This window comes from Halomonas sp. AOP43-D1-4 (assembly GCF_052446175.1).
Classification (GTDB): Bacteria; Pseudomonadota; Gammaproteobacteria; order Pseudomonadales; family Halomonadaceae; genus Vreelandella; species Vreelandella citrativorans.
The window spans coordinates 178600-204565 of sequence record NZ_JBQSVY010000006.1; the positions used below are offsets into that span (position 1 = coordinate 178600).

The window sequence follows — 25966 nt, forward strand, 5'->3', positions numbered from 1 at the left end:
CAAGCCCATAACGATGGAGATTAGTACAGCTGAGTTACAGCATTCATGGCAGCCCTTATTGGTTACCCATGTACTCCAAAATTTCATACGAGTAGGCATACTTAAACGCCCCCGTGATGTCGATTCCTGAAAGTTCTTGACGCAATTCAGCAGCTATCGCATCAAGTTTTTTGCCGGTACGCGTCGCTTCTTCGATATTGGATTGGGTAGACAAATAGCCGATCAGCGGCTCAAGCGTAAATTCTACGGGTAACCACCCGCAGTCACTGGCAATAACGGAAAGCTCTTCATCATCGGCCAGTTTCATATCATCAAATCGATTACGTGGCGGTGAGGGATAGCGCTTAAAATATTCGTTACGAAGCCAATGATTAAACTGTTCAGAGGTGGTATGGCCCGCGAATGCGAAATCATAGATGAGCCAGACAGCCCCAGGGCTAGACGCAGCTTTATAAGAGGCAATCGCCCGCGCGCCATCAAACCAATGAAACGCCATACACGTAGAAATGAGGTCGAAGCGACCTTGTTGGGGAAGATCAGAGTAGTCCGCTTTTCTCACAGAGAGACCACGTTTGTGCGCTATGGCTAGCATCTCATCGGATGAATCAATCCCCATAACGTTGTGACCAAACGCCAGCAGCGGAACGGTAGAATCACCGGTACCACACGCCACATCAACCACGCGTTCAAAGCGCCTACCCTTAATATGCTGCTGCATTTTTTGAACGACAGCCTGATGGGTTTTGGGTCGATACTGGTCATACCGCTTCCCCGCGCCAACCTCAGTGAAGTACTGGGCCATGTGTGCTCCCTGTGCGGCTGATTGTTAACTGGATGCGTACTTATTGATGACAAACAGCTTCTATATTGTAGCCATCCAATTCGAGAATAAAGGCTGCATAATAGTTTGCATGGTAGTTAGGCCTGTAACCCGGCACGCCATTGCATTTGCCACCACACTTTATTGCTGCCTCGTAGAAAGCATTAACTTCATTGTGTGTTTTGGCGCGAAAAGCGATATGGCTTCTGGGTGCAATTGAGCAAGCAGCTCGCCACGGGCATTCCAGGCAGCCGATCATCTTTACACAGTACTGCACTGCTGATTACAGCGCATCACGGTTTAAATTACGCTCTGCCGGGATGTCGCTCAGATACTCAACAAACTCCACCTCAAACCCCGCAGGGTCAACGAAGTAAACGTTTTTACGAAACGGCTCGGTGGCACCCGGTTTGGCAACGGCAAAGCCCGCGTTATTTAATCGAGCCACTACGGCATCCAGGTTATCGGTCACGTAGGCAAAGTGGGCCAGGCCCACACTATGGCCTTCCAGCGCTCGGTTCTGTCCTTCTCCATGATCGCTTAACGCCAGGTAATGTTTGTCATCACCAAAGTGCATCCATTTGCGTGGCTTGCCGTACCACTCACCCTGCCCCTCATCGCGTATATGCCAGTGTGGGAAGGCAGCGCGGTAAAACTCCAGCATGGCATTCATATCAGCAACGACCAGATTCACGTGTTCCAGGTGCATATTGTTCTCCTTGCGTGGGTTCGGATAAAAGGTTAAAACCTCAACCCAAGTTGAGGTAAAGCTTTTTTTGAACCAGAAGAAAAACGGGAGCAAGAATGGCAGAGGCAAACTGGAGTGTCGGCAAAGTCGCCAAGCGCTGCGGCATTAATATCAGCGCCCTGCACTTCTACGAACAGCAGGGACTAATTCAAAGCTCGCGCAATGCGGGCAACCAACGCCGCTATAAACCGGAGGTGCTAAGGCGCATTTCAGTGATTAAAGCCGCGCAAAAAGTGGGCGTCAGCCTGGACGAGGTCAAGCAAGCTTTCGAGTCACTGCCCAATAACCGCACGCCCACGGTGGAAGATTGGCAGCAACTTTCCAAGAACTGGCAGCGCATGCTAGATGGCCGCATTGCCTACCTGCAAACGCTGCGCAATAACCTCAGCGGCTGTATCGGCTGCGGCTGTTTAAGCATGACCCGCTGCCCGCTGTATAACCCAGATGATGAGTTGGCGGAGGCGGGTAGTGGCCCAGTACTGTTGGATCAGGCGGAGGAGCGGGCTGCCGGTGATGAACACGATCAAGCGTCATGAACAATAACGCTGGCATTAACAGAGCAGATTTCGACAACGTACTTTCAACAACGTACTCCCGGTGGCCTTTCGGGTAGCACGCCCCGGTACGCTTAATGAACGGGCAGCCACTAGCGGCTTCCATGGATATCAGGCGTGGGCAAGTTTAAGCCCGACAAGCCCCGCAACGATCAGCGTTAAACTCATTAGTTTGAGTACGCCCAAAGATTCGCCAAACAGCACGATGCCTAAAATGGCTGTTCCCACTGCGCCAATCCCTACCCATATCGCGTAAGCGGTACCCACGGGCAGGGTTTTCAGCGCCAGGCCCAGCAGTAGAAAACTCGTCACTAGCGAAAGTAGCGTCCAGGCGGTCGGCCAGAGTTTTGTAAAGCCCACCGAATATTTCAGCCCGATGGCCCAGCCAATCTCCAGAAGGCCCGCTACAAACAATATAAACCAGCTCATGCATTCCTCTTCATCGATTGCGTAATCAATTCTCTGACTCGATTATCTCATAATGGCGCACGGCGTTGCGGGTCAGCCCGCCCTATTCGGAATTTGAATGCGGAGCAGCAAGGCATGTGCAAAGTTCACGCAACACGGTAAATCAGCGCTACTACAAGCACTAAGTTATACTGCACCATATTTTCATTTCGCCCCCCTTACGACACACCGTCAGAGCTTCCCATGCCCTTTGCAAAACTAGGATTATCCAGTCCTCTTGTTCAAGCGATTACCGAGCTAGGTTACAAAACGCCAACGCCCATTCAGGAACAGGCGATCCCGGCCATTCTTTCGGGTAACGATTTAATCGCCACCGCACAAACCGGAACTGGCAAAACCGCTGCCTTCGTTCTGCCTCTGCTAGAACGGTTCAGTACAGCGGGAACGCTTCGCGGCAAACGCATCCGTGCACTGATCCTGGTGCCGACGCGTGAGCTAGCGGTTCAGGTTGAAGCCAGTGTGGCTCAATACGCTAAACACCTGCACTTAACGTCTATGGCGGTGTATGGGGGAGTTGATAGCGAACCTCAAAAAGAGCGCTTGATTGAAGGGGTTGATATTCTTGTCGCCACACCGGGCAGATTGCTGGATTTGGCGCATCAGCGTGCACTGCACTTTGATGAACTCAACGCCATGGTGTTGGACGAAGCGGACAGAATGGTCGACATGGGTTTTGTCGACGATATCAACAAAATCATCGAGCGCCTGCCTGAAAACCGTCAGAACCTGCTGTTTTCGGCCACCATGAATGGCGATGTTCGGGCGCTGGCCTACGGTTTTTCAGACAGCAAGATGACCGACCTGGCGTCTGAAATATCCATTTCTCCCAACATTCGCGCCGCCGCTAATATCAAACAGTGGCTAATCACCGTAGACAAAGACACCAAGTCCGCCCTGCTAAGCCACCTGATTAACGAGCAAGCGTGGGATCAAGCGCTTATTTTTATCGAGAAAAAACACGGCGCGGCCAAGCTGGTTGACCAACTTGCAAAACGTGGCATCAAAGCGGATTCCATTCATGGCGACAGAAGCCAGGCCATGCGTGAAAAGATTTTGGCCCAGTTCAAATCTGGCGAGCTAAAGTACCTGGTCGCCACGGGGGTTGCCGCACGGGGCTTGGATATTGGCGAGCTAAGCCGAGTGGTGAATTACGATTTACCTTTTCAGCCAGAAGAGTACATTCACCGTATTGGCCGAACTGGCCGTGCGGGTGCCTCTGGTGAAGCCATCTCGTTTGTCGCCTTGGCTGACTTTAAAAATCTTTGCGCCATTGAAAGGCGGTTAAACAGCATCATTGAGCGCAAAGAAATTGAAGGCTTTCCGGTTCGAAAAGTAGTGCCCGCTTCAAACCTGAATTTTAAGAAAAAGTAATCGTTAAACCTTGCCAATGAAGCTCACCTCTTAACGAATAAAAGGTGGGCTTCTCTGCTAAAGGCGTTTGCAATTAAGGCCTGTTTAAACAAATCATGGGTAAGCAGTGTAGCCGTTAAAGGTCTTGCTAACGACTAGGCGGAGCCTGGTGAAAACGCGTCCAATAGCTCGGCATTGGTTGGATATTTCTCCAGGAGTTCAAACAACTTCTGCGCCCCCTCGACTGGCTTAAGCTGGGTCAACGCTCTACGCAGTGTGCGTACTTTTTCAATGTCTTTTGCATCAATCAAAAGCTCTTCGCGCCGGGTACTGCTTTTGGCAATATCTATCGCTGGGAAGATGCGTTGATTGGCCACCTCGCGTGACAGCACGATCTCCATATTGCCAGTGCCCTTAAACTCCTCGAAAATCACCTGATCCATACGGCTTCCCGTATCCACCAGCACGGTGGCCAGAATCGTGAGCGACCCGCCGTTTTCGATCTTCCTCGCGGCGCCAAACAGCTTTCGGGGTATTTCCATCGCCCGGCTATCCAGCCCGCCGGACATGGTACGACCATTGCCCCGCTGCTCGGCATTATGAATGCGTGAAAGCCTAGTCAGCGAATCGATCACGATCATCACATCGTGCCCCTCACCCGCTTGCTTGCGCGCTGTTTTAAGGAGCTTATCGGCCATACGCACATGGTGTGTGTAGCTTTCGTCTGACGATGAGGCATGTACCTCTGCCGACACGCTGCGTTTGAAGTCCGTCACTTCTTCCGGGCGCTCATCGATCAGCAAGGCATACAGCTTGATATCCGGGTGCGCCTCAGCCACGGCCTGGCAGATATGTTTCAACAGCGTCGTTTTGCCGGAGCCTGGCGGTGCGACGATCAAGCCACGTTGGCCCATCCCTATGGGCGTAATCAAATCCATCGCACGCACGCTGCGCTGGTTGGAACCAAGCTCTAAATGAATGCGTGGGGAAGGATGGATGGCGACGCCATTTAGAAAGCGTTTTTCGGGGTCATCGGCGAATTGATCTTCAACTTCTTCAGTGGGCTTAGTCTCTTGCTGCCTTTTGACTTTCAAGCTTAGTGTTTTTCTCGTCATAAGATTGGTGGTTCGCCTGGGTAAGCTGAGTGCATAGAGTAACGGCTGGGCTTTGAAAATGGTATTGAGTGCGAGCAACACTGCCTTAACCGTTTTCAGTGAACTGGGGTAACTCATCGGTAATTTCGAACCACGGCGCCTTGTTGCCCACGAACACATGGCGGCCTGGACGCACACCGGGATCGGTATCGAGGGTGCCAAGGGGAAGCGCGTAAATCTCCGGCTTTTCAGTGAACCGGGTATGAATACTGGAACCACAGGTCGAGCAGAACACCTTGAACTCACCGGGTGACGACTCGTAGGTTTTAATTAGCTCCTCTCCCCTGACGGTTCGCTAGTCACTGGCCTGTACCTTGGCACAGGGTCGAAAAGCGGCCGTGTAGCTTGCGGCACATCGAGAGTGGCAGTGGTAAACGTCTGTCAGGGTGCCTGTTATTTCGTATTGGACGCCGCCACAGAGGCAGCTGCCTGATAGGGTCATTTTTTTCAACTCACTATTTGATAACACCGCGCTAAGTAGTGAGCGACGTCTACCGCCTAATCAAAACCATTGCTTCGTAAACAAAAAACTCAGCTTGAGCTAAAAATGGCGGGCGTTGCGAAATCTGTCTTAAACGCTTTTTTATACTGTTGAGCCACGCTGCTGTTCTTTAAATTTCCTTATTGACAGTCGAATCGTTTTTCTTGACTCAAACTCTGAAATGCAAGAATAGAGCAACCACTCATGGATATGTTTTGGCTTACCTTTGAAGGCAACAAATGAGCGAAATTTTGCGTACTTTTTTCTTGCAGCATGCTCATTTCTTTTTCATATGACATCATTTGATGACGAACCTGTTCAAGCTCATCCATAAGGTGATGCACTTTTAATTTTCTTCTTTTCATGAACTCCATTTCCTTCATTTTCTTATAAGCAATCTTATCTCGTCTTCTAACTTCTCTTATTTCCTCGACAATTTCATCACTAACTTGTTCATTCAAATTCTCTCTTGCTAGCTCAAGAAACCTATCTGCTTGATACATGTGAAATGTATTTTCAGCTCTATCTTTAAATTCTTTCACCAACTCTGGTCTGGGGCCAACAGTCTTTCCTTTAAATTTTTCCCACCAATCTTCCTTTTTATCATCAGTTACAAGAACTATGCCCTTTTTGGCTTCAATTGACTTGTCGATAACCTGATTCCAAACGATCAAATCTCCATATTTGCGACACTTCTCTGTGAATACATCGCTATCTCCAGATTTGGTGCCATCTTTAAATCCAGGTGGAATTTTTTGCTTATAACGTTCCTCGCCATCAACAATCAACTTTTCTAGATCTTCTCTAGAATATGGCTGCCCTACATTATTCTCAAATATGGAAGAAATAGACTCTTTAATTTCATCATTAGAAATACGTTTGGTGTGAACCCCTTTGTTTTCTGACAACTCATTACAAAGAAGGTCAAAGACTTTATTGACTTGATTCATTGTCTGCTGACTAACAAAGGGGTGTTGACGAGCGTTATCCAAATCACTCCTTAAAGAGTTTATAGCTTTAGCCGTTTCGTCATATGAGCGTTCTTGTTGATCAATTACCGATAGTCGATTATTTAAATATTCCTCGGCAGCTCTATGAGGCAGCCATACACGCTCTTGTATTTTTTGAAGAAGCTGAAGAAACTCGCGTCTAGTAGAATCAGAATACCTATAAAAATTCAACAATATATTTGCATCAAATACAAAAATGCAAGAATCCCACACCTGCTTTAAATTCTTTTCACTTTCTTTAAAGTGGCCGGGAAAAAGGTCCTTCATATTATCTCCATCATTGAACAGTGATTATACGCCCAGCCATGTAACATCAATAAACGTGCCAGCACATTCCTTGATGTTATACAGCCTACACAAAAGCCATAACTCACTGCTTCATATAGTTTCTCAAAACTCTCAGGCAGTATATTTATGATTCGCGTGCCCGCTCGTTTTGCTCACTTCAATTATACTCTATTCACAAATTTACCTTCGGTCACGTAGTAATTTCATGACAGCAGTCAGCAATAGGTCGTAGTGCAGCGAGGTCACTGGGAAGAATAGGCCGCGGTGAGGAAAATCTGATGTCAGTTTTTTGAGTTAAAAGGCTGCATGAGCGCTAGCATCGGGGCAGCTAGCGCTGCCCTTCGCGGGTGCCTTATTGGCTCGTGCCTCGCCAAACGTTACGCCACGCTACGGAGTGATAAAGCTTGGGTGGAATCTTTCGCGCGCTAAAGCGGGCTCCCACAAAACCTAGTGACTCAGAGGCAGGAATTCTGCAGGCCACTTTGGGCCTGCAGTATATTTGGCGGGTTTATGCTTTCAACACGTACTTGAGGGTTTCGACTACCTGCTCGGTGGTGGTGCACCAGGCTTGCGCACCGGCGTCCACTTCTTTCAGAGGGTGAACGATATCCTCAGAGTGCAGTGTGATGTAGGGCTTGGCGAGTGCGGCGCAGTAACCCGCATCAAACGCGGCGTTCCACTGCTTGTACTTGTCGCCGAAGCGTACCACGACTAAATCGCTTTGTTCGATCAGCGTGCGGGTGCGGATGGCGTTGACCTTGGAGGATTGGTGGTCGCGCCAGAATTGGTTGCTCTGCTCGCCAAGGTGGTCGCCTGCGGCGTCACTGGCGTCGTGGTCGGTGACTGGGGCGGTGAAGACGATATCCAAGCCTGCGGCTTCTGCGCCGCGCTGGATCTCATCTCGCCAGTCGGTATGGATCTCGCCAGATAAATAAACGTAAAAGCTCATATCGCTCTCCTGATAATCACGTGTTGAGTGTATAGAGCCATTTTATGGAAAAACATTCCAACTTAATACCGGCGTTACAGCAGAGGCTGTCTGGCCAGCAGATAAATATCCATAATCCAGCCGCGCGCTTCACGCAGCGCGGCGCGGCGCTTAATGATCTCGTCGCTTACTTCGCTTAACGGACCTTTGATCAGGCACTGCTTATCCATGCCCAGGTAGGCGCCCCACCAAATGTAAGTATCAGCTTGTGGCAGCGTGGTAAATGCCCCGCCGCTGTCGAGCATTACTGCTACGGTGGCGGCATCATTAGGCCAGCCGCGTTCGCGCAGGCGGCGGCCGGTGGTGATTTGGATGGGTTCGGCGAGCGCGTTGAGCGGGATTTTATGTTCGGCGGTGAGCACTTGCAGGCTGGTGATGCCGGGCACCACGTTAACCTCAACCGCGCGGCCGCTGTCCGTCAGGCGTTTGGCGATGCGCAGACTGCTGTCATAAAGCGAGGGGTCGCCCCATACCAGCATTCCGACGCGGCCGCCGTTGGGCAGATGTTTATCCATCAGTTCGGCCCACACGCTGGCAATGGCGTTATGCCACTCGTCTACTGCGCTTAGGTACTGGCGTTCGCCGTCGCGGGTGGGTAAATCGAACTCAACGATGCGGGTATTGGCCGCTTCATCAAGCAGCTCGCCGCAGAGTACTCGGCGCAGGTCGATAAGGTCCGATTTCGCTTCTCCCTTGCGGGGTAGCAGAATCACCTCGGCCTCGTTCAAGGCGCGCACCGCCTCGAGTGTTACGTGGTCAACGTTGCCGGTGCCAATGCCGATCAGCGAGAGCGTGATCATGCGCTGCCCTCTTCATCGCTGCTGGCAAACGGCGAATCGGCGGACTGGGGGCGAAAGCGGCGGTCGTAGCCTACCGCGTACAGGCTGCTTTCCTGAAAGTCATGGGATTCCAGCACCGGCCCTACCAGAATCAGCGCCGTGCGCTGCAGCGTGTTATCGATCAGAGATTCCACCGTGGATAAGCGCCCGCGCACCACATGCTCATCCGGCCAACTGGCTCGCCATACAATCGCTACCGGGCACTCTTCGCCGTAATGAGGCGTCAGGCTTTCCACCACCTGGGTTAGGTTCTGAATGGAGAGATGAATGGCAAGCGTGGCGCCGGTGCGGGCAAAGTTGGCCAGCGTCTCGTTGTCCGGCATGGCGCTTGCCCGGCCCGGCGTACGAGTCAGCACTACGGATTGCGCTACGCCGGGTAGCGTTAGTTCCTGGCCGAGCGTTGCCGCCGCTGCCGCAAAGGAAGGCACGCCGGGGGTAACACTGTAGGGAATATCAAGCTCGCGCAGGCGGCGCAGCTGTTCGCCCATGGCGGACCACACCGATAAATCGCCGGAGTGCAGCCGTGCGATATCCTGGCCTGCGGCGTGGGCGGTTTGAATTTCCTGCATAATCTCATCGAGCGACAGCGGCGCGGTGTTGATGATGCGCGCGCCTTCTGGGCAGTGCCCAAGAATTTGCTCGGGCACCAGTGAACCCGCATACAGGCACACCGGGCAGGCGGCAATCAAATCGCGCCCGCGCAGCGTCAAAAGATCCGGCGCGCCGGGGCCTGCGCCAATAAAATGAACCGTCATAATCCAACTCCTTTCGCCGCTGCGATGGCCACCGCGGCCGTGGCCTTTCTATCGTTTGAAACCGTGCGCGGGCCTAAAAGCCGCGCCCCGCTGCCTGCGGCCAGAAGCGCCACGGCTTCTGCCACACTGCCGGTGCCTTTTTCGCGCAGGCTATAGGCGGAATGCGTCAGCGTGGTAACGCTTGCTAATGCTGCATCCGCGACGCCTATTACCGGAATATTACGGGCGCTGCCCAGCGCTTCAACTAGGGGCAGCATGCTGCTCGCTGCTGCCAGCCGGTCGATAGGGCCGTACTCAGCAATCAGTTGATCCAGCGCCTGTTCCAGTGATTCAAGCGTTGCCTGCTGGCGAAAGCCGAACCCTGCGACTTTCAGCGCCTGCTTAGTCACTGTTTGCTTGATCATCGAACGCCACGCCACTGCACAATCGGGTAGCTGGCTCTCCAGCCCCGGCGGGTGCCCATGGGTGCGGCGTGGGCAAGCTCCAGTCGTAGCAGCTCGCCACCCGCCTGTTGCTGCCAGTGCGCCAGCAACGCTTCGGATTCCAGCGTGACCGCGTTAGCTACTACGCGCACCCCGGCAGGTAGGCGCTGCCATAAAGCATCCAGCAGCGCCTGAGAAAGTCCGCCTCCGATAAACACCGCATCAGGCAGCGGTGCATTCTCAAGCACCTCCGGGGCGTGGCCTTCGTTTACTTCCAGCCAATCAACGCCGAGGTTTTCTGCATTACGCCGTGCCCGCGCGGCGCGCTCTGGGTGCTGCTCAAAGCCTACGGCCTGGTTATCCGGATGGGCCAGCAGCCACTCAATGGCGATGGAGCCAGAGCCAGTGCCGATATCCCACAACCGCTCCCCAAACCTGGGGGAAAGTGCCGAAAGCGTTAGGCTGCGCACGGCCTGCTTGGTGATCTGCCCGTCGTGCTCAAAAAAGCTATCGGCCAGGCCCGGCGTTAAGGGAATTGCGGGGCCGTTGCCCGCGACTTCAATACCTACCGCCACCGGGTGGGCGATATCCTCGGGTAGCGTGTCATCCATGCGCAGCGTGCGAATGCGCTCATCTTCACCGCCCAGAGCTTCCAGCACGTTTAGTTGGGAATCCCCAAAGCCGAATGTTTTCACCAGCGCGGCCAGCTCAGCCACGGCGGAGCCATCGCGTAGCAGTACCAGTAAGCGCCTGCCGCTTTGCAGGTAGGGCCTAATGCGGGTCAGCGGTTTGGCGTGCAAGCCTAGGCAGGTGCAGCGCTCAAGCGGCCAGCCCAACCGGGCCGCCGCTAGGTTAAAGGTCGAGGGTGATGGCACGGCGATCCATTCGCTGGCCTCCAAGTGGCGCGCCACGCTAGTGCCCGCCCCGAACCAGAACGGATCATTGGATACCAGCATGACCACTTGGCGGCCGCGCTCGTTGAGAAGTGCGGGGATGCCATCAAGAAACGGCACCGGCCACTCGCGAATATCCGCGTTTAACGGAGGAAGAAGCCGCAGATGGCGGCGGGCGCCGAACACGATTTCGGCACGTTCAAGCTGCTCACGGCTTGCCGCTGTCAGGCCCGCTGTGCCACTCTCCCCCCAACCTAACAGTGTGAGCCACGGAGCCTTGTTAACTAAAGCCATGATAAACGTCCTGATTCTTGGGGGTACGAGTGAAGCAAGCGCTTTGGCCAGCGCCGTTAGCCAGCGCGGTATCCCAGCCATGTTCAGCTATGCGGGCCGCGTTAACGCGCCTAAAGCGCAGCCGCTGCCCACCCGCGTGGGCGGTTTCGGCGGCGCCGACGGTTTGGCGGCTTTTATTACCCAACAGCGCATCACCCATATTATTGATGCAACCCACCCGTTTGCCACACAGATGAGCCGTAACGTGTTGGCCGCCGCCCAGCAAACCGGCGTACCGGCGATTGCTCTGACCCGCCCCGCCTGGGCACCCACCACTCACGATAACTGGCAACACGTGGCAAGTGTCGAAGAGGCGGTTAGCGCCCTCGAAGGCCCGCCCCAGCGCGTGCTGCTTGCCATTGGCCGCATGCACATGGCCGCGTTTGCTGTGCAGCCTCAACACCACTATGTGCTGCGTTTGGTCGACGAGCCAACCGCCCCGCCGCCGCTTGCCCACTTCACCACCACGGTGGATAGAGGCCCGTTCACGCTGGAGGGCGATTTAGCGCTACTCAAAACCCAACGTATCGAGCGCATCGTGTGCAAAAACGCTGGTGGCGAAGGTGCTGTTTCCAAACTTGGCGCCGCCCGCGCGCTCGGCGTGCCAGTTATCATGATTGACCGCCCGGCGCTGCCCGCTCGCCATGAAGTGCATAGCGTTGATGAGGTGCTTGCCTGGCTTAATGATCGCTCTTGATCAAAGCGCTGAACGCGGCGTATAAACCAACGGCTCACCATCTCGCTCAATTAACCGCGTCTGTTTTGAACCGACAATCACCAGTGTGCGCATATCGGCCATTTCCGGGGTGGCATCTTTTAAGGCCGTTACGCGGATTGACTCTTCCGGCGTGGAAACCGCGCGGGCGAAGATGATCAACCGTTCGGGTTCGCACGCCTCGCGCAACACCTCCAACGTGCGTTCAAACCCTACCGGGCGCGATTTTGAGCGCGGATTATAAAACGCCATCGCAAAATCGGCTTCAACGGCCAAACGCAGGCGCTTTTCGATCAGCGCCCAGGGCTTCAAATTGTCGGATAAATTGATGCAGCAGAAGTCGTGGCCCAGCGGCGCGCCCGCACGGGCGCTGGCCGCCAGCATGGCCGAAATACCCGGCAGCACCTGAATATCCAGTGCGCGCCACGCGGCATCGCCCGCTTCCAGCGCTTCAAACACTGCCGAGGCCATGGCGAATACGCCGGGGTCGCCAGAGGAAACCACCACAACTCGGTGCCCTTCTAACGCCAGCTGCAAGGCCTGCTCGGCACGGCGAATCTCTTCGCGGTTATCCGAGCCGTGGCGCGTAAGTCCTTCCCTCGGCGCTACGCGGTTAACGTAAGGCACATAGCCGACAACGTCGGTGGCATCCGAAAGCGCGGCGGACACTTCGGGGGTCATCATCGCCTCGGCGCCTGGGCCCAGGCCGACAATTTTTAGCCAGCCGCTCATGGGCGCCTCCCGTTACCGTGAATCAGCACTATCGAGAAGTAAGGCACGCTCTCGCCAACGTCTACCAACGGCAGCACGCGCTGCTGCTCCATGGCAGCGTACTCAATCAACCACGCCTGGTCTTCCCGGCCCGCTTGTTTAAGCGCCCGGCGCAGCTTGTTTAGATTACGCCCAATCTTCATGACCACCAGCGCGTCGGTATCGGTGATATGTTTGCCGAGCGTTTCTTCCGGCAGCGTGCCCATCAGCACGGTCAGAATATCATCGCCCCAGGTAATCGGCTGCGCGGTCGCCGTCCAGGCGGCAGACATACCGGTAATCCCCGGCACTACCGACACCGGCACTTGGCTCAGCAGGCGCGTATACAGGTGCATAAACGAGCCGTAGAAGAACGGGTCGCCTTCGCAGAGCACCACCACGTTGTCACCGGCGTTGGCTATCTCGATCAGCTGGGCCACGCACCGCGAGTAAAACGCCGAGAGCAGTGCGTTGTACTGCGGGTCGTCGAAAGGAATCTCTGTGGTGACCGGGTACTCCATCGGCAGCTCAATGGTGCCAGGGGCTAACAGCCCTTCAACAATGCTGCGCGCATGGCCCTTGCGGCCCTTTTTACGAAAATAGGCGATATGTGTGGCGCCGCGAATCAGCCGGTCGGCGCGCACGCTCATCAAGTCCTGGCTGCCCGGCCCCAGGCCAACACCGTATACCGTGCCTTGCCTAGTTCTTTGTATAGTTTCTTGCGTAGCTGCCTGAGTCATTCGACGCGATCCGCCATGGCGTTAATGGCCGCGACCGTCACCGCGCTTCCGCCCAAGCGGCCACGTACAATGCAGCTGGGAATGGCGGGCGTCGCCCACAGCGCTTCCTTGGATTCAGCGGCGCCTACAAAGCCTACCGGACAGCCGATTACCGCCGCCGGGCGTGGGCAGCTCGGGTCTTCCAGCATGTTCAAAAGATGAAACAGCGCGGTGGGTGCGTTGCCAATGGCCACCACGGCGCCTTCCAAATGCGGGCGCCATAGTTCTAGTGCTGCGGCCGAACGGGTGTTAGCCATTTCCTGGGCGAGGTGTGGCGTGCGCTCATCGTTCAGGGTGCAAATAATCTCGTTATTGGCCGGCAGCCGCTTGCGGGTGATGCCTTCAGAAACCATCCGTGCATCACAAAGAATCGGCGCGCCGCGTTCGAGTGCCGAGCGCGCTTTATTGACCGCGTCATTTTGAAAGTGAATATGCGCGGCCAACTCGACAAGCCCGGCGGCGTGAATCATGCGCACGGCAACGGTCTCTTCCTCAGCAGAAAAGCGCGCAAGGTCGGCCTCGCTGCGGATAATCGCGAAGGATTCCCGGTAAATCGCCGGGCCGCTTGTTTCATACGTATAGGGCACCCAAACTCTCCAAATATTCGACGACCTCAGTCTCGGTGAGGCCTATCTTAACGGGCGTGCTCTGGGCACCACCCTTAACAATAAGATTAAATCGGCCTGCCTGACCGACCAGGCACACGTCGGCCGATGAACGGCGGGCGCACCCCTTGGCGCAACCGGATATATGAACGCTGTGTCTTTTAACGCCGGGCGCTAACCGTTTAGCCAGCGGCTGGGTAGCAACGCTTGCCTGAGCGCAGTAAGGCGCGCCGGGGCAGGCATCCATCAATAAGCGCGTATCCTGATTATCACTGATCAAGCCTTCAACCGGCTCACTTGCGCCCTTGACCCATAAACGTCGCCACGGCGTTACCCGCACATGGCTCACCGACGCAGGGGCAACCGCTGCCCGCAACGCAGCAGCGGCTGCGCGCCCAAACGGCAGCCCGTAAACCATCCCCGCTTGATACTCGCCAAGCGCCAGCGCCGCGCCCTGCGTTGCTTTCTCCATGGCAGAAGCGCTCGCGGGGCGCATTTTAGCAGGTGACCACGCGGGAAGCGGCACTTTATGCCGCTGCATCCGCCCGGCGTCATTTCCGTCGCTTTCCACAAACCAGTGCGTCAGGCGTATTAAATGCTCGGTGGCCGCCTCAATAGAGCCCACCGGCGTACCGCAGGCATGGCCTTCGGCGCGCACTATCAGCCCACCTTCTATTGAGCGCTCAACTCGAAAATCAGCGGCGGCATCTCCCAATACCGCTAATTCACCCGCATCAATCGCAATACCAACTTTGCTGGGCATCACGGCCAGCTCGCTGCCTCGCGCCTGTAACAAGCAGGCAAGTTGATGCGTGTCATCGCCCGCCTGCCAGTCGGGCGCTAGCAGGCATTGGGGTTGCTGCTCGGTGGCGGGGTCCGCACTGACCAATTCGTGCGCCACCAAAAAATCCATTAGCGGCGGCCATGTGCTTTCCGAGACGCCGCGCAGCTGAATATTGGCGCGGCTGGTTAACTCAATTAACCCATTGCCGAAGGTTTCCGCTGCGTCGCACAGCGCGAGCACCTGCGCTTTGGATAGCTGGCCGAGCGGTGGGCGCACGCGCACTAACCAGCCATCGCCGGTTTCCATGGGCTGCCAGGCACCGGGGCACCAGCCTTTGATCAGCGGACTAGTGCTCATAAACTGGCGGTTTCCCTGGCTTCGTCCATTTCCAGCAGCAGGTCTTGCAGCGCGTCGCCGTGCTCGCCGGGTTCTTGCCACATGCCGCGCTGGGCGGCTTCCAGTAACCGCTCGGCCATCTCTTCAAGCGCTGCGGGGTTATGCTCTCGTAAAAACTGCTGGTTGGCCTCATCCAGCACCAGCGCTTCGCTCACCTGAGCGTACTGGTAATCCGCCACCAGGTCCGTGGTGGCGTCGTAAGCAAACAGGTAGTCGACCGTGGCGGCCATTTCAAACGCGCCCTTGTAGCCGTGTTCGCGCATGGCGTTGATCCACTTGGGGTTTAACACCCGCGAGCGAATGACCCGGGCAAGCTCCTCTTTGAGTGTGCGAATTTTGGGTACGGCGGGGTTGGCGTGGTCGGCGTGATAAATCTCCGGCGCCTGGCCGTTCAGCGCGCGGGTGGCATTAGCCATGCCGCCCTGAAAGGCGTAGTAGCTGTTGGAATCGAGAATATCGTGCTCGCGGTTATCCTGATTCTGCATTACCGCATCCAGCCCTTTGATCTGCTGTTCAAAGGCGCCGCGTGCGGCGGTGCCGGAATCCGCAAACTGCCCGTAAGCGTAGGCGCCGGTGCCCAGGTAGGCCTCGGCCAAGTCATCGGCATTACCCCAGCTACGGTTTTCAATCAGCCGGTTCAGGCCTGCGCCATACTCGCCGGGCTTGCTGCCAAAAATACGGTAGCTCGCTTCCTGGGCGGCCATTTCGGCACTTAACCCTTGGGCTTCAAGGGCGTGCTGGCGATCAAGCACGGCGGCGCGAATGGTGTTGCTATCGCCTGGTTCTACATAGTTGGCAACCGCTTGCACGGCGGCATCAAACAGGCGAATCACATTGGGAAAGGCATCGCGAAAGAAGCCGGACACCCGCAGCGTGACATCTACCCGTGGGCGGTTAAGCAGCATTGCGGGGATCACTTCAAAATCGATCACCCGCTGAGAACCCAATGACCATTTGGGCCGCACGCCCATCAGCGCAAACGCCTGGGCGATATCGTCGCCGCCGGTGCGCATGGTCGCGGTCCCCCAGATGGAGAGCCCTAGGCGGCGCGGGTAGTCACCGTGATCCTGCAGGTAACGTTCGACAAACGCCTGGGCGGACTTTTCGCCCAACGTCCAAGCAGCAGGCGATGGGATCGAGCGGTTATCCACACTAAAAAAGTTGCGCCCGGTGGGCAGCGTATCCAGCCGCCCCCGGCTCGGCGCGCCGCTTGGCCCGGCGGGTACGAAAATCCCTTCTAACCCATTCAGCAGCGAGCCAATCTCCATCTTCACGCCCTGCTGCATGGCGGCCCAAAGCTGATTGCGGGCAAACGTAAGCTGTTCGGCCGTGGCAGGATACGCTTGGGCAAGCGTTGCCAGATTGCCTTGGGCCAACACGTAGTCGGCCACCAGCTCTTCGCCGAGCAGTTCCAGCCGCTCGCGGGTATCCGCGCCGGTTCGCCAGGCAGCGGTTAGCTTGCCTGCCAGCACGGCAGGCTTGGGGCCAAGCCAAGGCTCGCTGCCCGCCGCCAGCGGGTCGAAGTCCTCGCCCAGCGCCAGGTCAGCGGCCAGATTGTGCAGCAAACCGCGGCTTGCCACCGCTTCACCACGCGGCAGCCTTAACAGTGCTACCAGCGTGGCCGCCCGCTTTTCCTCGGGCGGTAGCGTGCCAAGTACATGCAGGCCGTGGCGAATCTGGGCTTCCTTGATATCGCACAAAAAGGTGTCCAGCTCGTTGAGAATTTCGCTGTCACAGCTGCTATTCACCGCGTGGGCAAGCTCCTGGTCGATGCCGGTTGCCCGCAGATGCAAAAGTATCTGCTCGCGAATTAGCGCTTCACGGCGCGGGTCCATGTCCAGCGCCTGATAATACTCATCGGTCAGCGCTTCAAGCTCGGCCATGGGGCCGTAAAGCTCGGCTCGTGCCAGCGGCGGCATCAGGTGGTCGATAATTACCGCCTGGCTTCTGCGCTTGGCTTGGGCGCCTTCGCCGGGGTCATTGACGATAAACGGATAGAAATGCGGCATCGGCCCGAGCGCGATATCCGGCCAGCATTCGGCGCTTAGCGCGGTGCTTTTACCCGGCAGCCACTCAAGATTACCGTGCTTGCCCACATGAATAACCGCCTCGACCTGATAGTGCTCGCGCAGCCAGAGGTAAAACGCCAGGTAGCTATGCGGCGGCGCCAACTCCATATCGTGGTAGGACTGGGTCAGGTCTTCGATAAAGTCGCGCTCGGGCTGGATGCCCACGAAGGTTTCGCCCAAGCGGATACCGGAGATCATCAACCGGCCCTGACGGCATTTGGGGTCGTCTTGCGGCGCGCCCCAGCGGGTCCATATCGTTTTCTGAAGCGCGGCAGGCAGCGTTTGAAACCAGGCCAGATAATCCTCAACGCTGATGCTTTGCCAGCAGGCGCGCTGATCCAGGCTGTCATGATCATTAGTAACCGCGCCCTGGAGCAGGCGAATCAGCGCATCGCCGCTTTCCGGCAATTCGCTTAGCGGATAACCAGCACCTTTCAGGGCATTTAAAATGTGCAGCATAGAGGCCGGTGTATCCAGCCCTACCCCGTTACCAATACGTCCATCGCGATTGGGGTAGTTGGCCATAATCAGCGCGATGCGCTTTTGAGCATTGGGCGTTTGGCGCAGCGCGCAAAACCGCCGGGCCAGCTTGGCCACAAAGGCGGCACGCTCAAAGTGCAGCGTGTGGTGCGTCACCGAAAGCTGGGCACGAGCGTTATAGTGCGCCTCGGCTTTAAATCCAACGGCGCGGGTGATAATTCGCCCGTCCATTTCGGGTAGCACTACCTGCATGGCGACATCGCGACTATGTAGGCCTGCGGCCATGCTCTGCCAGTCATCCGCCGTACTGCTGGCGAGTATCACCTGAAGTACGACGGGCCGCCCGACAAAAAGGCTCTCATGAAGATTGCTGCCCAGCGCATCTGAGGCACTTTCCTCATCGGCGGAGCGGTTGACCGAAAAGCTGGTGGTATTGACTACCAGCATGGCGCCGGTTTGCTCAATGAGGTGATTGGCAAACGCGATGCAGGGACCTTCTTTTAAAGAGGCCACCGCGACGGCTAACGGCTCAAGCCCTTCGGCTTTCAGCGCGTCGATCATGCCGTCGAGCACAGCCGTATTCGCGCCCTGCAGGTGGCTGCGATAAAACAGCAGCAGGCACACCGGGCGCTCTGCAATACGCTGTTTGTGCCACTCACTTAGGCTGACCGCCTGCTGGCCGTTGGCTTGAGGTGCATAAATAACCGCTGCCGGAATCACTTTAGGTTCTTGCCACGGATGCTCGTGCGCTAAACATTCATTGGCGATAAAGCGCAGCAGCTGCTCGGCGTTGTCCACGCCGCCTTCGCGTAAATAGCGCCACACGCGGTAGGCATCGTCAAAGGCTATGCTTGAGTCTTCAAGCAAAGCATCGTCCGGGGCGTCGCAGCCGGGCACCAGTATCAGCTGGCGCTCGGGCCTGGAAGCCGCCCAGGCCAGAAGCCGCTCGTAGCCGTACTGCCAATAGCCCTTTCCGCCCAGCAGTGACACCACCACCAAGCGGGCTTTTTCCAGCACACGGTCTTCGTAAAGATCAAACGCCGCCGGTTTTACCAGGTTCATCCAGTTCGCCAGCCGCACCGAGGGGTAATCATCGCCCAGGCGATCAACCGCCTGGGCCAACGCCGACAAGTTACTGTCGGCGGCGGACATAATCACAACCTCGGCAGGGCTTTGCTGTAGGTCGATGATGCCTTCATCATCAACAAAGCCTCCCGGTTTGGCGGCGAAAAGATGCATTAGGCGCTTACCGGCTTCTCAGCGCTGGCAAGCGCCTTATGAATTTCATCGCTGTTCAGCGTTTTACCAATAATCACTAGCTGGGTCTGGCGCGCCTCGTCCTGGCGCCACAAACGGTCAAAATAACCGTCCAGGCGTTCGCCAACGGCCTGGATGACTCGGCGCATGGGCTTACCGGGAATGGCCGCAAAACCCTTGGCGCGATAGATCTCCTGGGTTTTCAGCAGATGTTGAAGCTTGGCCGCCAGCTCATCGCCATCGACTTCGCCCAGCGTAATCACGCAGGAATCGAAGTTATCGTGGGCGTGATCGTGGTGGGCGCCTTCGGCATGGTGCTTGTCGTGATGGTTGGTAATCTTGTCGATATGCTCTTCACTGGCCGCACCAATGCCCATCAGGGCTTCCAGTTGGGCCGTGTCGGTAGCCAGTGTCTGATCGATAAACAGCGTTTTGACCGATGCGGGCACCCGCGCCTGTACCAGCGCTTCAACGCGGGCTTTTTCGTCGGCGTTCAGCAGGTCGGTTTTACTGACCAGCACTAAATCCGCCGCACTTAGCTGGTCATCCAGCAGTTCGCGCAGGCTGGGATCGTGATCAAGGCTGTCATCGGCCAGGCGCTGGGCGGCAACCTTTTCTTCGTCGTTGGCAAACCGGCCCGCAGCGACGGCAGGCCCGTCGATCACCGTGATAATCGCATCCACGGTGCAGTGCTGGCGGACTTCCGGCCAGTTAAACGCCTGTACCAGCGGCTTGGGCAAGGCCAGCCCGCTGGTTTCGATCAGGATGTGGTCGATATCATCACGCCGCGCCACCAGTTGTTTCATCACCGGCAAAAACTCTTCTTCTACCGTGCAGCAGATGCAGCCATTGGCCAGCTCGTAAATACTGCCGTCTTCACCGGAGGCGATTTGCTCACCCTCGTCACTTTCTGCGTCACAATCCAGCGCACAGCTACGCAGCAGGCTTGAGTCGATATCCTGCTCGCCAAACTCATTGACGATAACCGCAATCCGCTTGCCGGTAATCTGGCGTAGTATATTAGCCAGCAAGGTGGTCTTGCCGCTGCCCAGAAAACCGGTCACAACCGTGGCGGGAATTTTATTTAACTGCATGCGAGGATTCCTTAATTTGGGAGCTTGCGGCCGTGGCCTGCGCTGAATCGTTGCCAAGAGCGTGGCTAAACAGACGCGCTACCGCCGCAGGATTATTCGGGAAAAACAGATGTAAGTAGGTCGCCGTCAGGCGCCCGGCACGATAAATCGGCTCGCCAGGCGCTGGGTGGCGCTGGCGGCGCCCGTAAGCAATCGGCTCAGGCGTTTGCTCGGCCATTGAGCGATGGTGGGCATGGCCGCGAACCGGCCCTTCGGGTAGCTCGGCAGTCTGCATGCCTTGGCAGCCGCGGCGCCCGCGCATGGCACCGTGCCCCGGCAGTAAACCGAGCATGGTGTGAGTGTTCTCAGCATAGTCGGTTAACGTTTCCAGGCTATACAGCATGCCACCACACTCGGCGAGGATGGGTTTGTCCGCGCTAAAGAAGCCTTTAATCGCATCGCGCATGGCGCTGTTCGCCGCAAGCGCCTGCGCGTGAAGCTCCGGGTAGCCGCCAGGTAGCCAAAGGGCATCGCACTCGGGCAGTTCAGCATCGCTCAGCGGCGAGAAAAAGCGCACCTGCGCGCCCATCTGCGCCAGCAGGTCCAGGTTGGCCTGATAAATAAAGCTGAACGCCGCATCGCGGGCCACGCCTATCGTTTGCCCTGTTAGCCCTTGCGGCACAGCGGGAAGCGCCTCAATAGAGGCACTAAAGCTGACCGGCGAAAGCGTGGCGAGCGCATCCAGCAGGCCTGCGGCTTCCAGCGCCTGCGCGGCGGCTTCAAAGCGAATTTCCAGATCGTCGCGAATCTCTTCCGCCTGCACCAGGCCCAGATGACGCTCGGGAAGTGCCAGCTCAGGGTCACGTGGTACAGCGGCCAAAAATGATATGGCTTCAGGCAGCGCGCCCTCAATCAGCTCACGGTGGCGCTGTGAGCCGCAGTTATTGGCAATCAGCCCGGCGAAATGAATATCGTCGCGAAAGCCAGCCAGCCCTGTTACCAGCGCAGCGGCGGTTTGGGCCATGCCTTTAACATCCATCACGATGGCCATGGGGATGCCGAACAGCGCGGCTAAATCGGCACTGGAAGGCTCGCCGTCAAACATCCCCATGGCGCCTTCCACCAGAATCAAATCGGCTTCAACAGCGGCTTCATAAAAGCGTTGGCGGCAATAGGCTTCGCCTGCCATCCATAAATCGAGCTGATCAACCGGCTGGCCCGAGGCCTGAGCGAGTATTTGCGGGTCCAGGTAGTCCGGGCCGGTTTTAAATACCCGCACCACCTTGCCCTGATTACGCAGCAGCCGCGCAAGCCCAGCGGTTACCGTGGTTTTACCCTGGCCTGAGGCAGGTGCCGAGATAAACAGCGCGGAGCAGCGGGCGGAAGGTGTGCTCATCAGTACTCGATCCCCGCCTGGGCTTTAACGCCGCCGCGAAATGCGTGACGCTCATCCTGTACGGTGCTGATGGTATCTGCTACTTCCTGAAGCGGCTGCGCCATGGTGCGCCCGGTAATAATCACATTCTGATGCGCTGGGCGGCGTTTGAGTGCCTCGACCACCGGCACCGGGTCCAGGTAGCCGTACTTGAACATATAGCTCATTTCGTCCAGCACGATGATGTTGTAGGCCGGGTCTTCCAACAGGCCCTTGGCGATTTCCCAGGCGGCTTCGGCGGCTTGTATATCGCGCTCGCGGTCCTGGGTTTCCCAGGTAAACCCTTGGCCCATGATGTGCCAGTCAAGCCTTGGGTGGTCACGAAAGAACAGGTATTCGCCGGTTTCGCGCCGCCCTTTAATGAACTGAATGACCGCGCCTTTCTGACCATGCCCCAGCGAGCGCGCCAATGTACCGAGCGCCGAGCTGCTTTTACCCTTGCCGTTGCCTTTGAGCAGGATTAACACCCCGCGCTCATCAATAGCGCGGCTGATGCGCTCATCGACCACCTCTTTTTTGCGCTGCATGCGGTTTTGGTGATTGCTATCGCTCATGCTGACTCCTGGGTGGGCAGGGGCCAATAGTGGGCGCCCAGCTGCTGGGCAAGGCGCACGGCCTGGCCACGTTTTACAAATGAGTATTCGGTATCCATCACCATGCAGTCGCCAAGTTTTGGCAGGTCTGCAACGGATTCGCGGGTGCGTCCGTCGGTGATCAAGTAAGTGCGTATATGCAGACCAGGCTCACGGCGCTGCCACTGGCGAATCAACCGCCCTGCCTCCTCTACCACTTTACGCAGTGGCGTGCCGCCCCCGCCATCGGCACTGTTCAGCGTCGCTTCTAGGCTTTTGGGGGCGCGTTGGCGGGTGAATAACGACGTCACCGTATCGTTGCCAAAGCCCAATACGGCCATCTGCTCACGCGCGCTGTACGCTTGGCGGGTCAGGCTATCGACCCAGCCCTTGGCTTGGCCCAGCAGGCGCTTACCCAGCGTCGAGCCGGAGGTGTCCAGCAGCACCAAATGCAGCACCGGCTGCCCAGTGCGCGCTTTTTGATAACGCAACTGCCGCCAGGGCCACTGGCCGCGATTAGCGATCAGCGTGGCAAACCAGTCCGGGCGAGGGCTCAGCGCAGCCCTAGTCCGCCCCTGGCCCGCTTCATCGCCCTTGCGCCTACCACCCAGTGATAGCGGCTGCTTAGCCACAGGCCGGTGGGAAGAAGGAGCCAAGCGTAGCGTAGGGAGATCAAGCGGCTGGCTATCCCGCATATTCTGCGCCACGGGCGGCATGGCGCCCCACTGCCCTTGCTCGCCAGAATGTCCACTGGCAGACGGCTGACCGCCAGAAGGTTTTTCATTTGACGTGGACGAAGGCGGTGGAGAAGACGGCGGCGTTGATGGCGGTGTGGAAGGTTCACGCGTACGCCGATGGGCCAATACCCAAGGCTCAACGGTATCGATATCGTCCTTGGTGATCGTATCGCTTCCCCGCCAGGCGGCGTGGGCCTGGGCGGCGCGGTGCCAGGTAACATCGGCACGCAGGCCTTCAACGCCAGCCTCTTCACAGCGTTTGGCGATGTGCGCGTAAACCCAGTCAGGTGCGGTAACGGCAGCAAGCGTGCGGCGCGCCTGCTCGATACGTTCACGCAACGCTGACTGCTCAGTAGCGTAGTCGGCGATAAAGCGGTCGGGGTCACGGTCAAAAGCATCGCGCTGCTGCACAATGGCAATCCGCTCTTCAATACTCATAGAAGGCGGTTGCTCAAGGCAGAGCCCAAAACGGTCGAGCAACTGCGGGCGCAGTTCGCCTTCATCCGGGTTCATGGTGCCAATCAGGCTAAAACGCGCCGCGTGGGAGTGACTGATACCGTCACGCTCGACGATATTGACCCCGCTTGCGGCAACATCCAGCAGCAGGTCAACCAGCGTGTCAGCGAGCAGATTGACTTCATCAACGTACAAAACGCCGCCATGAGCTTTGGCCAACAGCCCTTCGTGAAAGGTGGCTTCGCGCTCGTTCAATACCTTTTGCAGGTCCAGGCTACCGGTCAGGCGGTCTTCGCTGGCGCCCAGCGGCAGCGTAACAAACGGCGACGTGTCGCCCTGACCTGATTCTGGAAGTAGTGCGGCCAACGCGCGGGCGAGGGTCGATTTTGCGCTGCCTCGCGGGCCGCTAATCAGCACCCCGCCAATGCGCGGGTTAATCACGTTCAGAAGCAGCGCTTTTTTAAGCGATGCCTGGCCGACGACGGCGGTAAAGGGAAACTCAACCACAGGCATCACCATGGGCAGAAGGAACATTAACTTGATTTAACAAGAAGATATTGAGCTACTCAGCGCCCTCACAAGCGAGTAAAGCGCCTACTTTACAAGCGGGTAAACCTAATACATTAAGCGACGCATGGACACTGCAACACACGTGAAAGTTATTCATCACTGACAAGAGAATAACGATAGAGCCAAACGCCGATAAAATGACTACAATAACCGCGCATTATAGAGGATGGCACCAGGGTGTAGCCACCTCCCCGCTTAAGCAAGTCATCAATCGCAAAGGTTTTTCGTGCTTTATCGTCACGTCTTCGGCAGTCTGTCGAGTTTTATATCCATCGGCACCCGGAACACCATCCCATGAAGCCCTTCCCCGCCCTACCTGCTACCTCGTTTACGCTATGAAAGCGGTTGCGATGCAAAGTACCCAAGCACTGCGCGCTCAGGCGCACTGGTTTTGGCTTGCCCCCCTGGTATTGCTGGTAGCACTGCTCGCTGGTACGGCGATTGGTGAAACCTCGATTCCTGTGGATACGATTCTCAAGGTATTGGCTAACCATCTTCTGGGCGCTAACTACGCCGTTGATCGCATTGATGCCGGTATTATCTGGAACTACCGCTTAAGCCGCGCCATTGTGGCTGCGTGTTGTGGCGCCGCGCTGGCGCTGGCCGGAGTGGTGCTTCAAGCGTTGCTGCGTAACCCCTTGGCGGACCCGTACTTGATGGGTATTTCTGCAGGCGCCTCAACCGGTGCCGTAGCCGTTACCGTAGCGGGGCTTGGTGCGGGTGCTTTCACTTTATCTGTCGGGGCGTTTGCCGGGGCAGTACTTGCCTTTGGCCTAGTGGTACTGCTTGCCCATGCAGCCAGCAGCGGGACTGGCGGTGGGCGCAGCACCCAAGCCGCCGGGGCCATTATTTTGGCGGGCATTGCAGGTTCTCAACTGTTTAACGCGCTGACCGCCTTCATCATTACCAAGTCGGCCAGCGCCGAGCAGGCACGCGGCATCATGTTCTGGCTACTGGGCAATCTTTCCGGCGTACGCTGGAGCGATGTCGTTATCGCGTTACCTGCCGCCTTGGGCGGCTTGCTGATTTGCCTTTGGCACCGCCGCGCACTGGACGCCTTTACCTTCGGCGCCGACAGCGCGGCGTCCATGGGTATCGCCGTGCGCCCAACGCGAGGGCTGTTAATTATTGCGGTAGCGTTGGTGACAGCTATTATGGTGTCGATAGTGGGTGCTATTGGTTTTGTCGGTTTGGTCATTCCGCATGCCATGCGTTTTATCGTGGGCACCCAGCACACGCGCCTGGTGCCCGCTTCGGCACTTGCTGGCGCTGTGTTTTTGATTGGCTCGGATATTCTTTCGCGCATTCTGGTGCCCGGCCAGGTGCTGCCCATTGGGGTTATTACCTCGCTGATCGGCGCGCCAGCTTTTGCGTTGATTCTTGTTCGCGGCACGAGGAACCGATGAAATTAACCGCTGAACAGCTGGGCTGGAGCGTACATGGGCGCACGCTTTTAAAGGACGTTTGCCTGGACGTTGCGCCCGGCCAAACCTTTGGCTTGATTGGCCCCAACGGCTCCGGCAAGACCACGCTGCTTCGCCTGCTGGCAGGTTTAAACAAACCCAAAACGGGTCATGTGCACATGGGCGGCCAGCCGATCGCAAAAATGCGCCAGCGCCATATTGCGCAGTCTATCGCGATGGTTGAACAGCAGGCGGAAACCACCGATAGAATTCATGTGCGTCAGGTGGTTGCACTGGGACGTACGCCATTTCTCACTGCGCTTCGCCCCTGGTCTGCCGAGGATGATGCGATTGTCGGCCAGGCACTGGATGACGTGGATATGGCACACATGGCGGACCGCCTCTGGCATACCCTTTCGGGCGGTGAGCGCCAGCGCGTTCATATTGCCCGAGCACTGGCCCAACAACCCAAAATTCTCCTGCTGGACGAGCCCACCAACCATTTGGATATCCGCCACCAGCTCTCCATTCTTGAGCTGGTCAGGCAGTTGCCGATTACCGTTGTGATCACCCTGCACGACCTTAACCAGGCCATAGAGTGCGACCGCATTGGCGTGATGGACGGCGGACGACTGATCGCCAGCGGCCAACCACATGACGTGCTAACCACCCAGTGCTTACAAGAGACGTTCGGCGTGCATGCCCGCGTGCTGGATGATCCCATTGACGGCAAACGGATCATGCGTTTTAGAAGCGCGGTTTAAAAGGCATGCCAGCCACTC

24 protein-coding genes and 1 pseudogene are annotated in these 25966 nt (G+C 57.0%); 5 read left to right on the forward strand and 20 right to left on the reverse strand.

Annotated elements, in window-relative coordinates; translation table 11 throughout:
* Positions 1-55 precede the first annotated feature (55 nt).
* A complete protein-coding gene (locus tag ACT3RQ_RS08540; RefSeq protein ID WP_444680309.1) occupies positions 56-802 on the reverse strand; it encodes a class I SAM-dependent methyltransferase in 747 nt (248 codons plus the stop codon).
* 301 nt (positions 803-1103) lie between these two features.
* Entirely contained in the window at positions 1104-1529 is a 426-nt protein-coding gene (locus tag ACT3RQ_RS08545; protein ID WP_444680310.1) for a VOC family protein, read from the reverse strand.
* Positions 1530-1624: 95 nt separating this feature from the next.
* Here ACT3RQ_RS08545 and soxR point away from each other — a divergent pair, with 95 nt between their 5' ends.
* Positions 1625-2104, forward strand: coding sequence for a redox-sensitive transcriptional activator SoxR (gene soxR, locus ACT3RQ_RS08550; protein WP_444640952.1), 480 nt, complete (start codon positions 1625-1627; stop codon positions 2102-2104).
* Between the two features lie 129 nt (positions 2105-2233).
* On the opposite strand, the gene sugE is transcribed toward soxR, so the two are convergent.
* On the reverse strand, positions 2234-2551 hold the full coding sequence (gene sugE, locus ACT3RQ_RS08555; protein ID WP_444680311.1) for a quaternary ammonium compound efflux SMR transporter SugE: 318 nt from the start codon (positions 2549-2551) through the stop codon (positions 2234-2236).
* A gap of 222 nt (positions 2552-2773) precedes the next feature.
* Here sugE and ACT3RQ_RS08560 point away from each other — a divergent pair, with 222 nt between their 5' ends.
* Positions 2774-3961 (forward strand): DEAD/DEAH box helicase, encoded by a 1188-nt coding sequence (locus ACT3RQ_RS08560; protein ID WP_444680312.1) that lies wholly within the window; start codon positions 2774-2776, stop codon positions 3959-3961.
* A 134-nt stretch (positions 3962-4095) separates the two neighbouring features.
* On the opposite strand, the gene rho is transcribed toward ACT3RQ_RS08560, so the two are convergent.
* The 8 genes and pseudogenes from rho to cbiE all read right to left on the reverse strand — a co-directional run bounded on the left by rho (position 4096) and on the right by cbiE (position 11064).
* Complete coding sequence (gene rho, locus ACT3RQ_RS08565) at positions 4096-5055, reverse strand: transcription termination factor Rho (protein ID WP_444680313.1); 960 nt, start codon at positions 5053-5055, stop codon at positions 4096-4098.
* A gap of 85 nt (positions 5056-5140) precedes the next feature.
* A pseudogene (locus ACT3RQ_RS08570) lies at positions 5141-5536 on the reverse strand (GFA family protein).
* A 179-nt stretch (positions 5537-5715) separates the two neighbouring features.
* On the reverse strand, positions 5716-6852 hold the full coding sequence (locus ACT3RQ_RS08575) for a PIN-like domain-containing protein (RefSeq protein WP_444680314.1): 1137 nt from the start codon (positions 6850-6852) through the stop codon (positions 5716-5718).
* A 529-nt stretch (positions 6853-7381) separates the two neighbouring features.
* Complete coding sequence (locus ACT3RQ_RS08580; protein WP_193092533.1) at positions 7382-7822, reverse strand: YtoQ family protein; 441 nt, start codon at positions 7820-7822, stop codon at positions 7382-7384.
* A gap of 74 nt (positions 7823-7896) precedes the next feature.
* Positions 7897-8661 (reverse strand): precorrin-6A synthase (deacetylating), encoded by a 765-nt coding sequence (gene cobF / locus ACT3RQ_RS08585; protein ID WP_444680315.1) that lies wholly within the window; start codon positions 8659-8661, stop codon positions 7897-7899.
* Positions 8658-9455 carry a precorrin-4 C(11)-methyltransferase gene (gene cobM, locus ACT3RQ_RS08590; RefSeq protein WP_444680316.1) on the reverse strand — a complete coding sequence of 266 codons (798 nt, stop codon included), beginning with the start codon at positions 9453-9455 and terminating at the stop codon, positions 8658-8660. The genes cobF and cobM overlap by 4 nt, the downstream gene beginning before the upstream one ends.
* Positions 9452-9859, reverse strand: a complete 408-nt coding sequence (locus ACT3RQ_RS08595) for a cobalamin biosynthesis protein (protein WP_444680317.1) — start codon at positions 9857-9859, stop codon at positions 9452-9454. The genes cobM and ACT3RQ_RS08595 overlap by 4 nt, the downstream gene beginning before the upstream one ends.
* Positions 9856-11064, reverse strand: coding sequence for a precorrin-6y C5,15-methyltransferase (decarboxylating) subunit CbiE (gene cbiE, locus ACT3RQ_RS08600; protein WP_444680318.1), 1209 nt, complete (start codon positions 11062-11064; stop codon positions 9856-9858). The genes ACT3RQ_RS08595 and cbiE overlap by 4 nt, the downstream gene beginning before the upstream one ends.
* Between cbiE and ACT3RQ_RS08605 the strand changes: the two genes are divergently transcribed.
* Entirely contained in the window at positions 11063-11800 is a 738-nt protein-coding gene (locus ACT3RQ_RS08605) for a cobalt-precorrin-6A reductase (RefSeq protein WP_444680345.1), read from the forward strand. The two genes, cbiE and ACT3RQ_RS08605, sit on opposite strands and share 2 nt — an antisense overlap.
* On the opposite strand, the gene cobJ is transcribed toward ACT3RQ_RS08605, so the two are convergent.
* Genes cobJ through ACT3RQ_RS08650 form a run of 9 tightly spaced genes read right to left on the reverse strand, consistent with a single transcriptional unit; the run spans position 11801 to position 23724 of the window.
* Entirely contained in the window at positions 11801-12550 is a 750-nt protein-coding gene (gene cobJ / locus ACT3RQ_RS08610; protein WP_444631701.1) for a precorrin-3B C(17)-methyltransferase, read from the reverse strand.
* Complete coding sequence (gene cobI, locus ACT3RQ_RS08615) at positions 12547-13308, reverse strand: precorrin-2 C(20)-methyltransferase (RefSeq protein ID WP_444680319.1); 762 nt, start codon at positions 13306-13308, stop codon at positions 12547-12549. The genes cobJ and cobI overlap by 4 nt, the downstream gene beginning before the upstream one ends.
* Entirely contained in the window at positions 13305-13934 is a 630-nt protein-coding gene (locus tag ACT3RQ_RS08620) for a precorrin-8X methylmutase (protein ID WP_172118253.1), read from the reverse strand. Before ACT3RQ_RS08620 ends, cobI begins: the two co-directional genes overlap by 4 nt.
* Positions 13918-15093, reverse strand: coding sequence for a cobalamin biosynthesis protein CobG (locus tag ACT3RQ_RS08625; RefSeq protein WP_444680320.1), 1176 nt, complete (start codon positions 15091-15093; stop codon positions 13918-13920). Before ACT3RQ_RS08625 ends, ACT3RQ_RS08620 begins: the two co-directional genes overlap by 17 nt.
* Positions 15090-18920, reverse strand: coding sequence for a cobaltochelatase subunit CobN (gene cobN, locus ACT3RQ_RS08630; protein WP_444680321.1), 3831 nt, complete (start codon positions 18918-18920; stop codon positions 15090-15092). Before cobN ends, ACT3RQ_RS08625 begins: the two co-directional genes overlap by 4 nt.
* On the reverse strand, positions 18920-20032 hold the full coding sequence (cobW, locus tag ACT3RQ_RS08635; protein ID WP_444680322.1) for a cobalamin biosynthesis protein CobW: 1113 nt from the start codon (positions 20030-20032) through the stop codon (positions 18920-18922). Before cobW ends, cobN begins: the two co-directional genes overlap by 1 nt.
* Positions 20019-21407 carry a cobyrinate a,c-diamide synthase gene (locus ACT3RQ_RS08640; protein ID WP_444680323.1) on the reverse strand — a complete coding sequence of 463 codons (1389 nt, stop codon included), beginning with the start codon at positions 21405-21407 and terminating at the stop codon, positions 20019-20021. Before ACT3RQ_RS08640 ends, cobW begins: the two co-directional genes overlap by 14 nt.
* Positions 21407-22000, reverse strand: coding sequence for a cob(I)yrinic acid a,c-diamide adenosyltransferase (cobO, locus tag ACT3RQ_RS08645; RefSeq protein ID WP_444680324.1), 594 nt, complete (start codon positions 21998-22000; stop codon positions 21407-21409). The genes ACT3RQ_RS08640 and cobO overlap by 1 nt, the downstream gene beginning before the upstream one ends.
* Entirely contained in the window at positions 21997-23724 is a 1728-nt protein-coding gene (locus ACT3RQ_RS08650; RefSeq protein ID WP_444680346.1) for an AAA family ATPase, read from the reverse strand. Before ACT3RQ_RS08650 ends, cobO begins: the two co-directional genes overlap by 4 nt.
* A gap of 407 nt (positions 23725-24131) precedes the next feature.
* On the opposite strand from ACT3RQ_RS08650, the gene ACT3RQ_RS08655 reads away from it, so the two are divergent.
* Positions 24132-25187, forward strand: a complete 1056-nt coding sequence (locus ACT3RQ_RS08655) for a FecCD family ABC transporter permease (protein ID WP_444680325.1) — start codon at positions 24132-24134, stop codon at positions 25185-25187.
* Entirely contained in the window at positions 25184-25948 is a 765-nt protein-coding gene (locus ACT3RQ_RS08660) for an ABC transporter ATP-binding protein (RefSeq protein ID WP_444680326.1), read from the forward strand. The genes ACT3RQ_RS08655 and ACT3RQ_RS08660 overlap by 4 nt, the downstream gene beginning before the upstream one ends.
* Positions 25949-25966 lie beyond the last annotated feature (18 nt).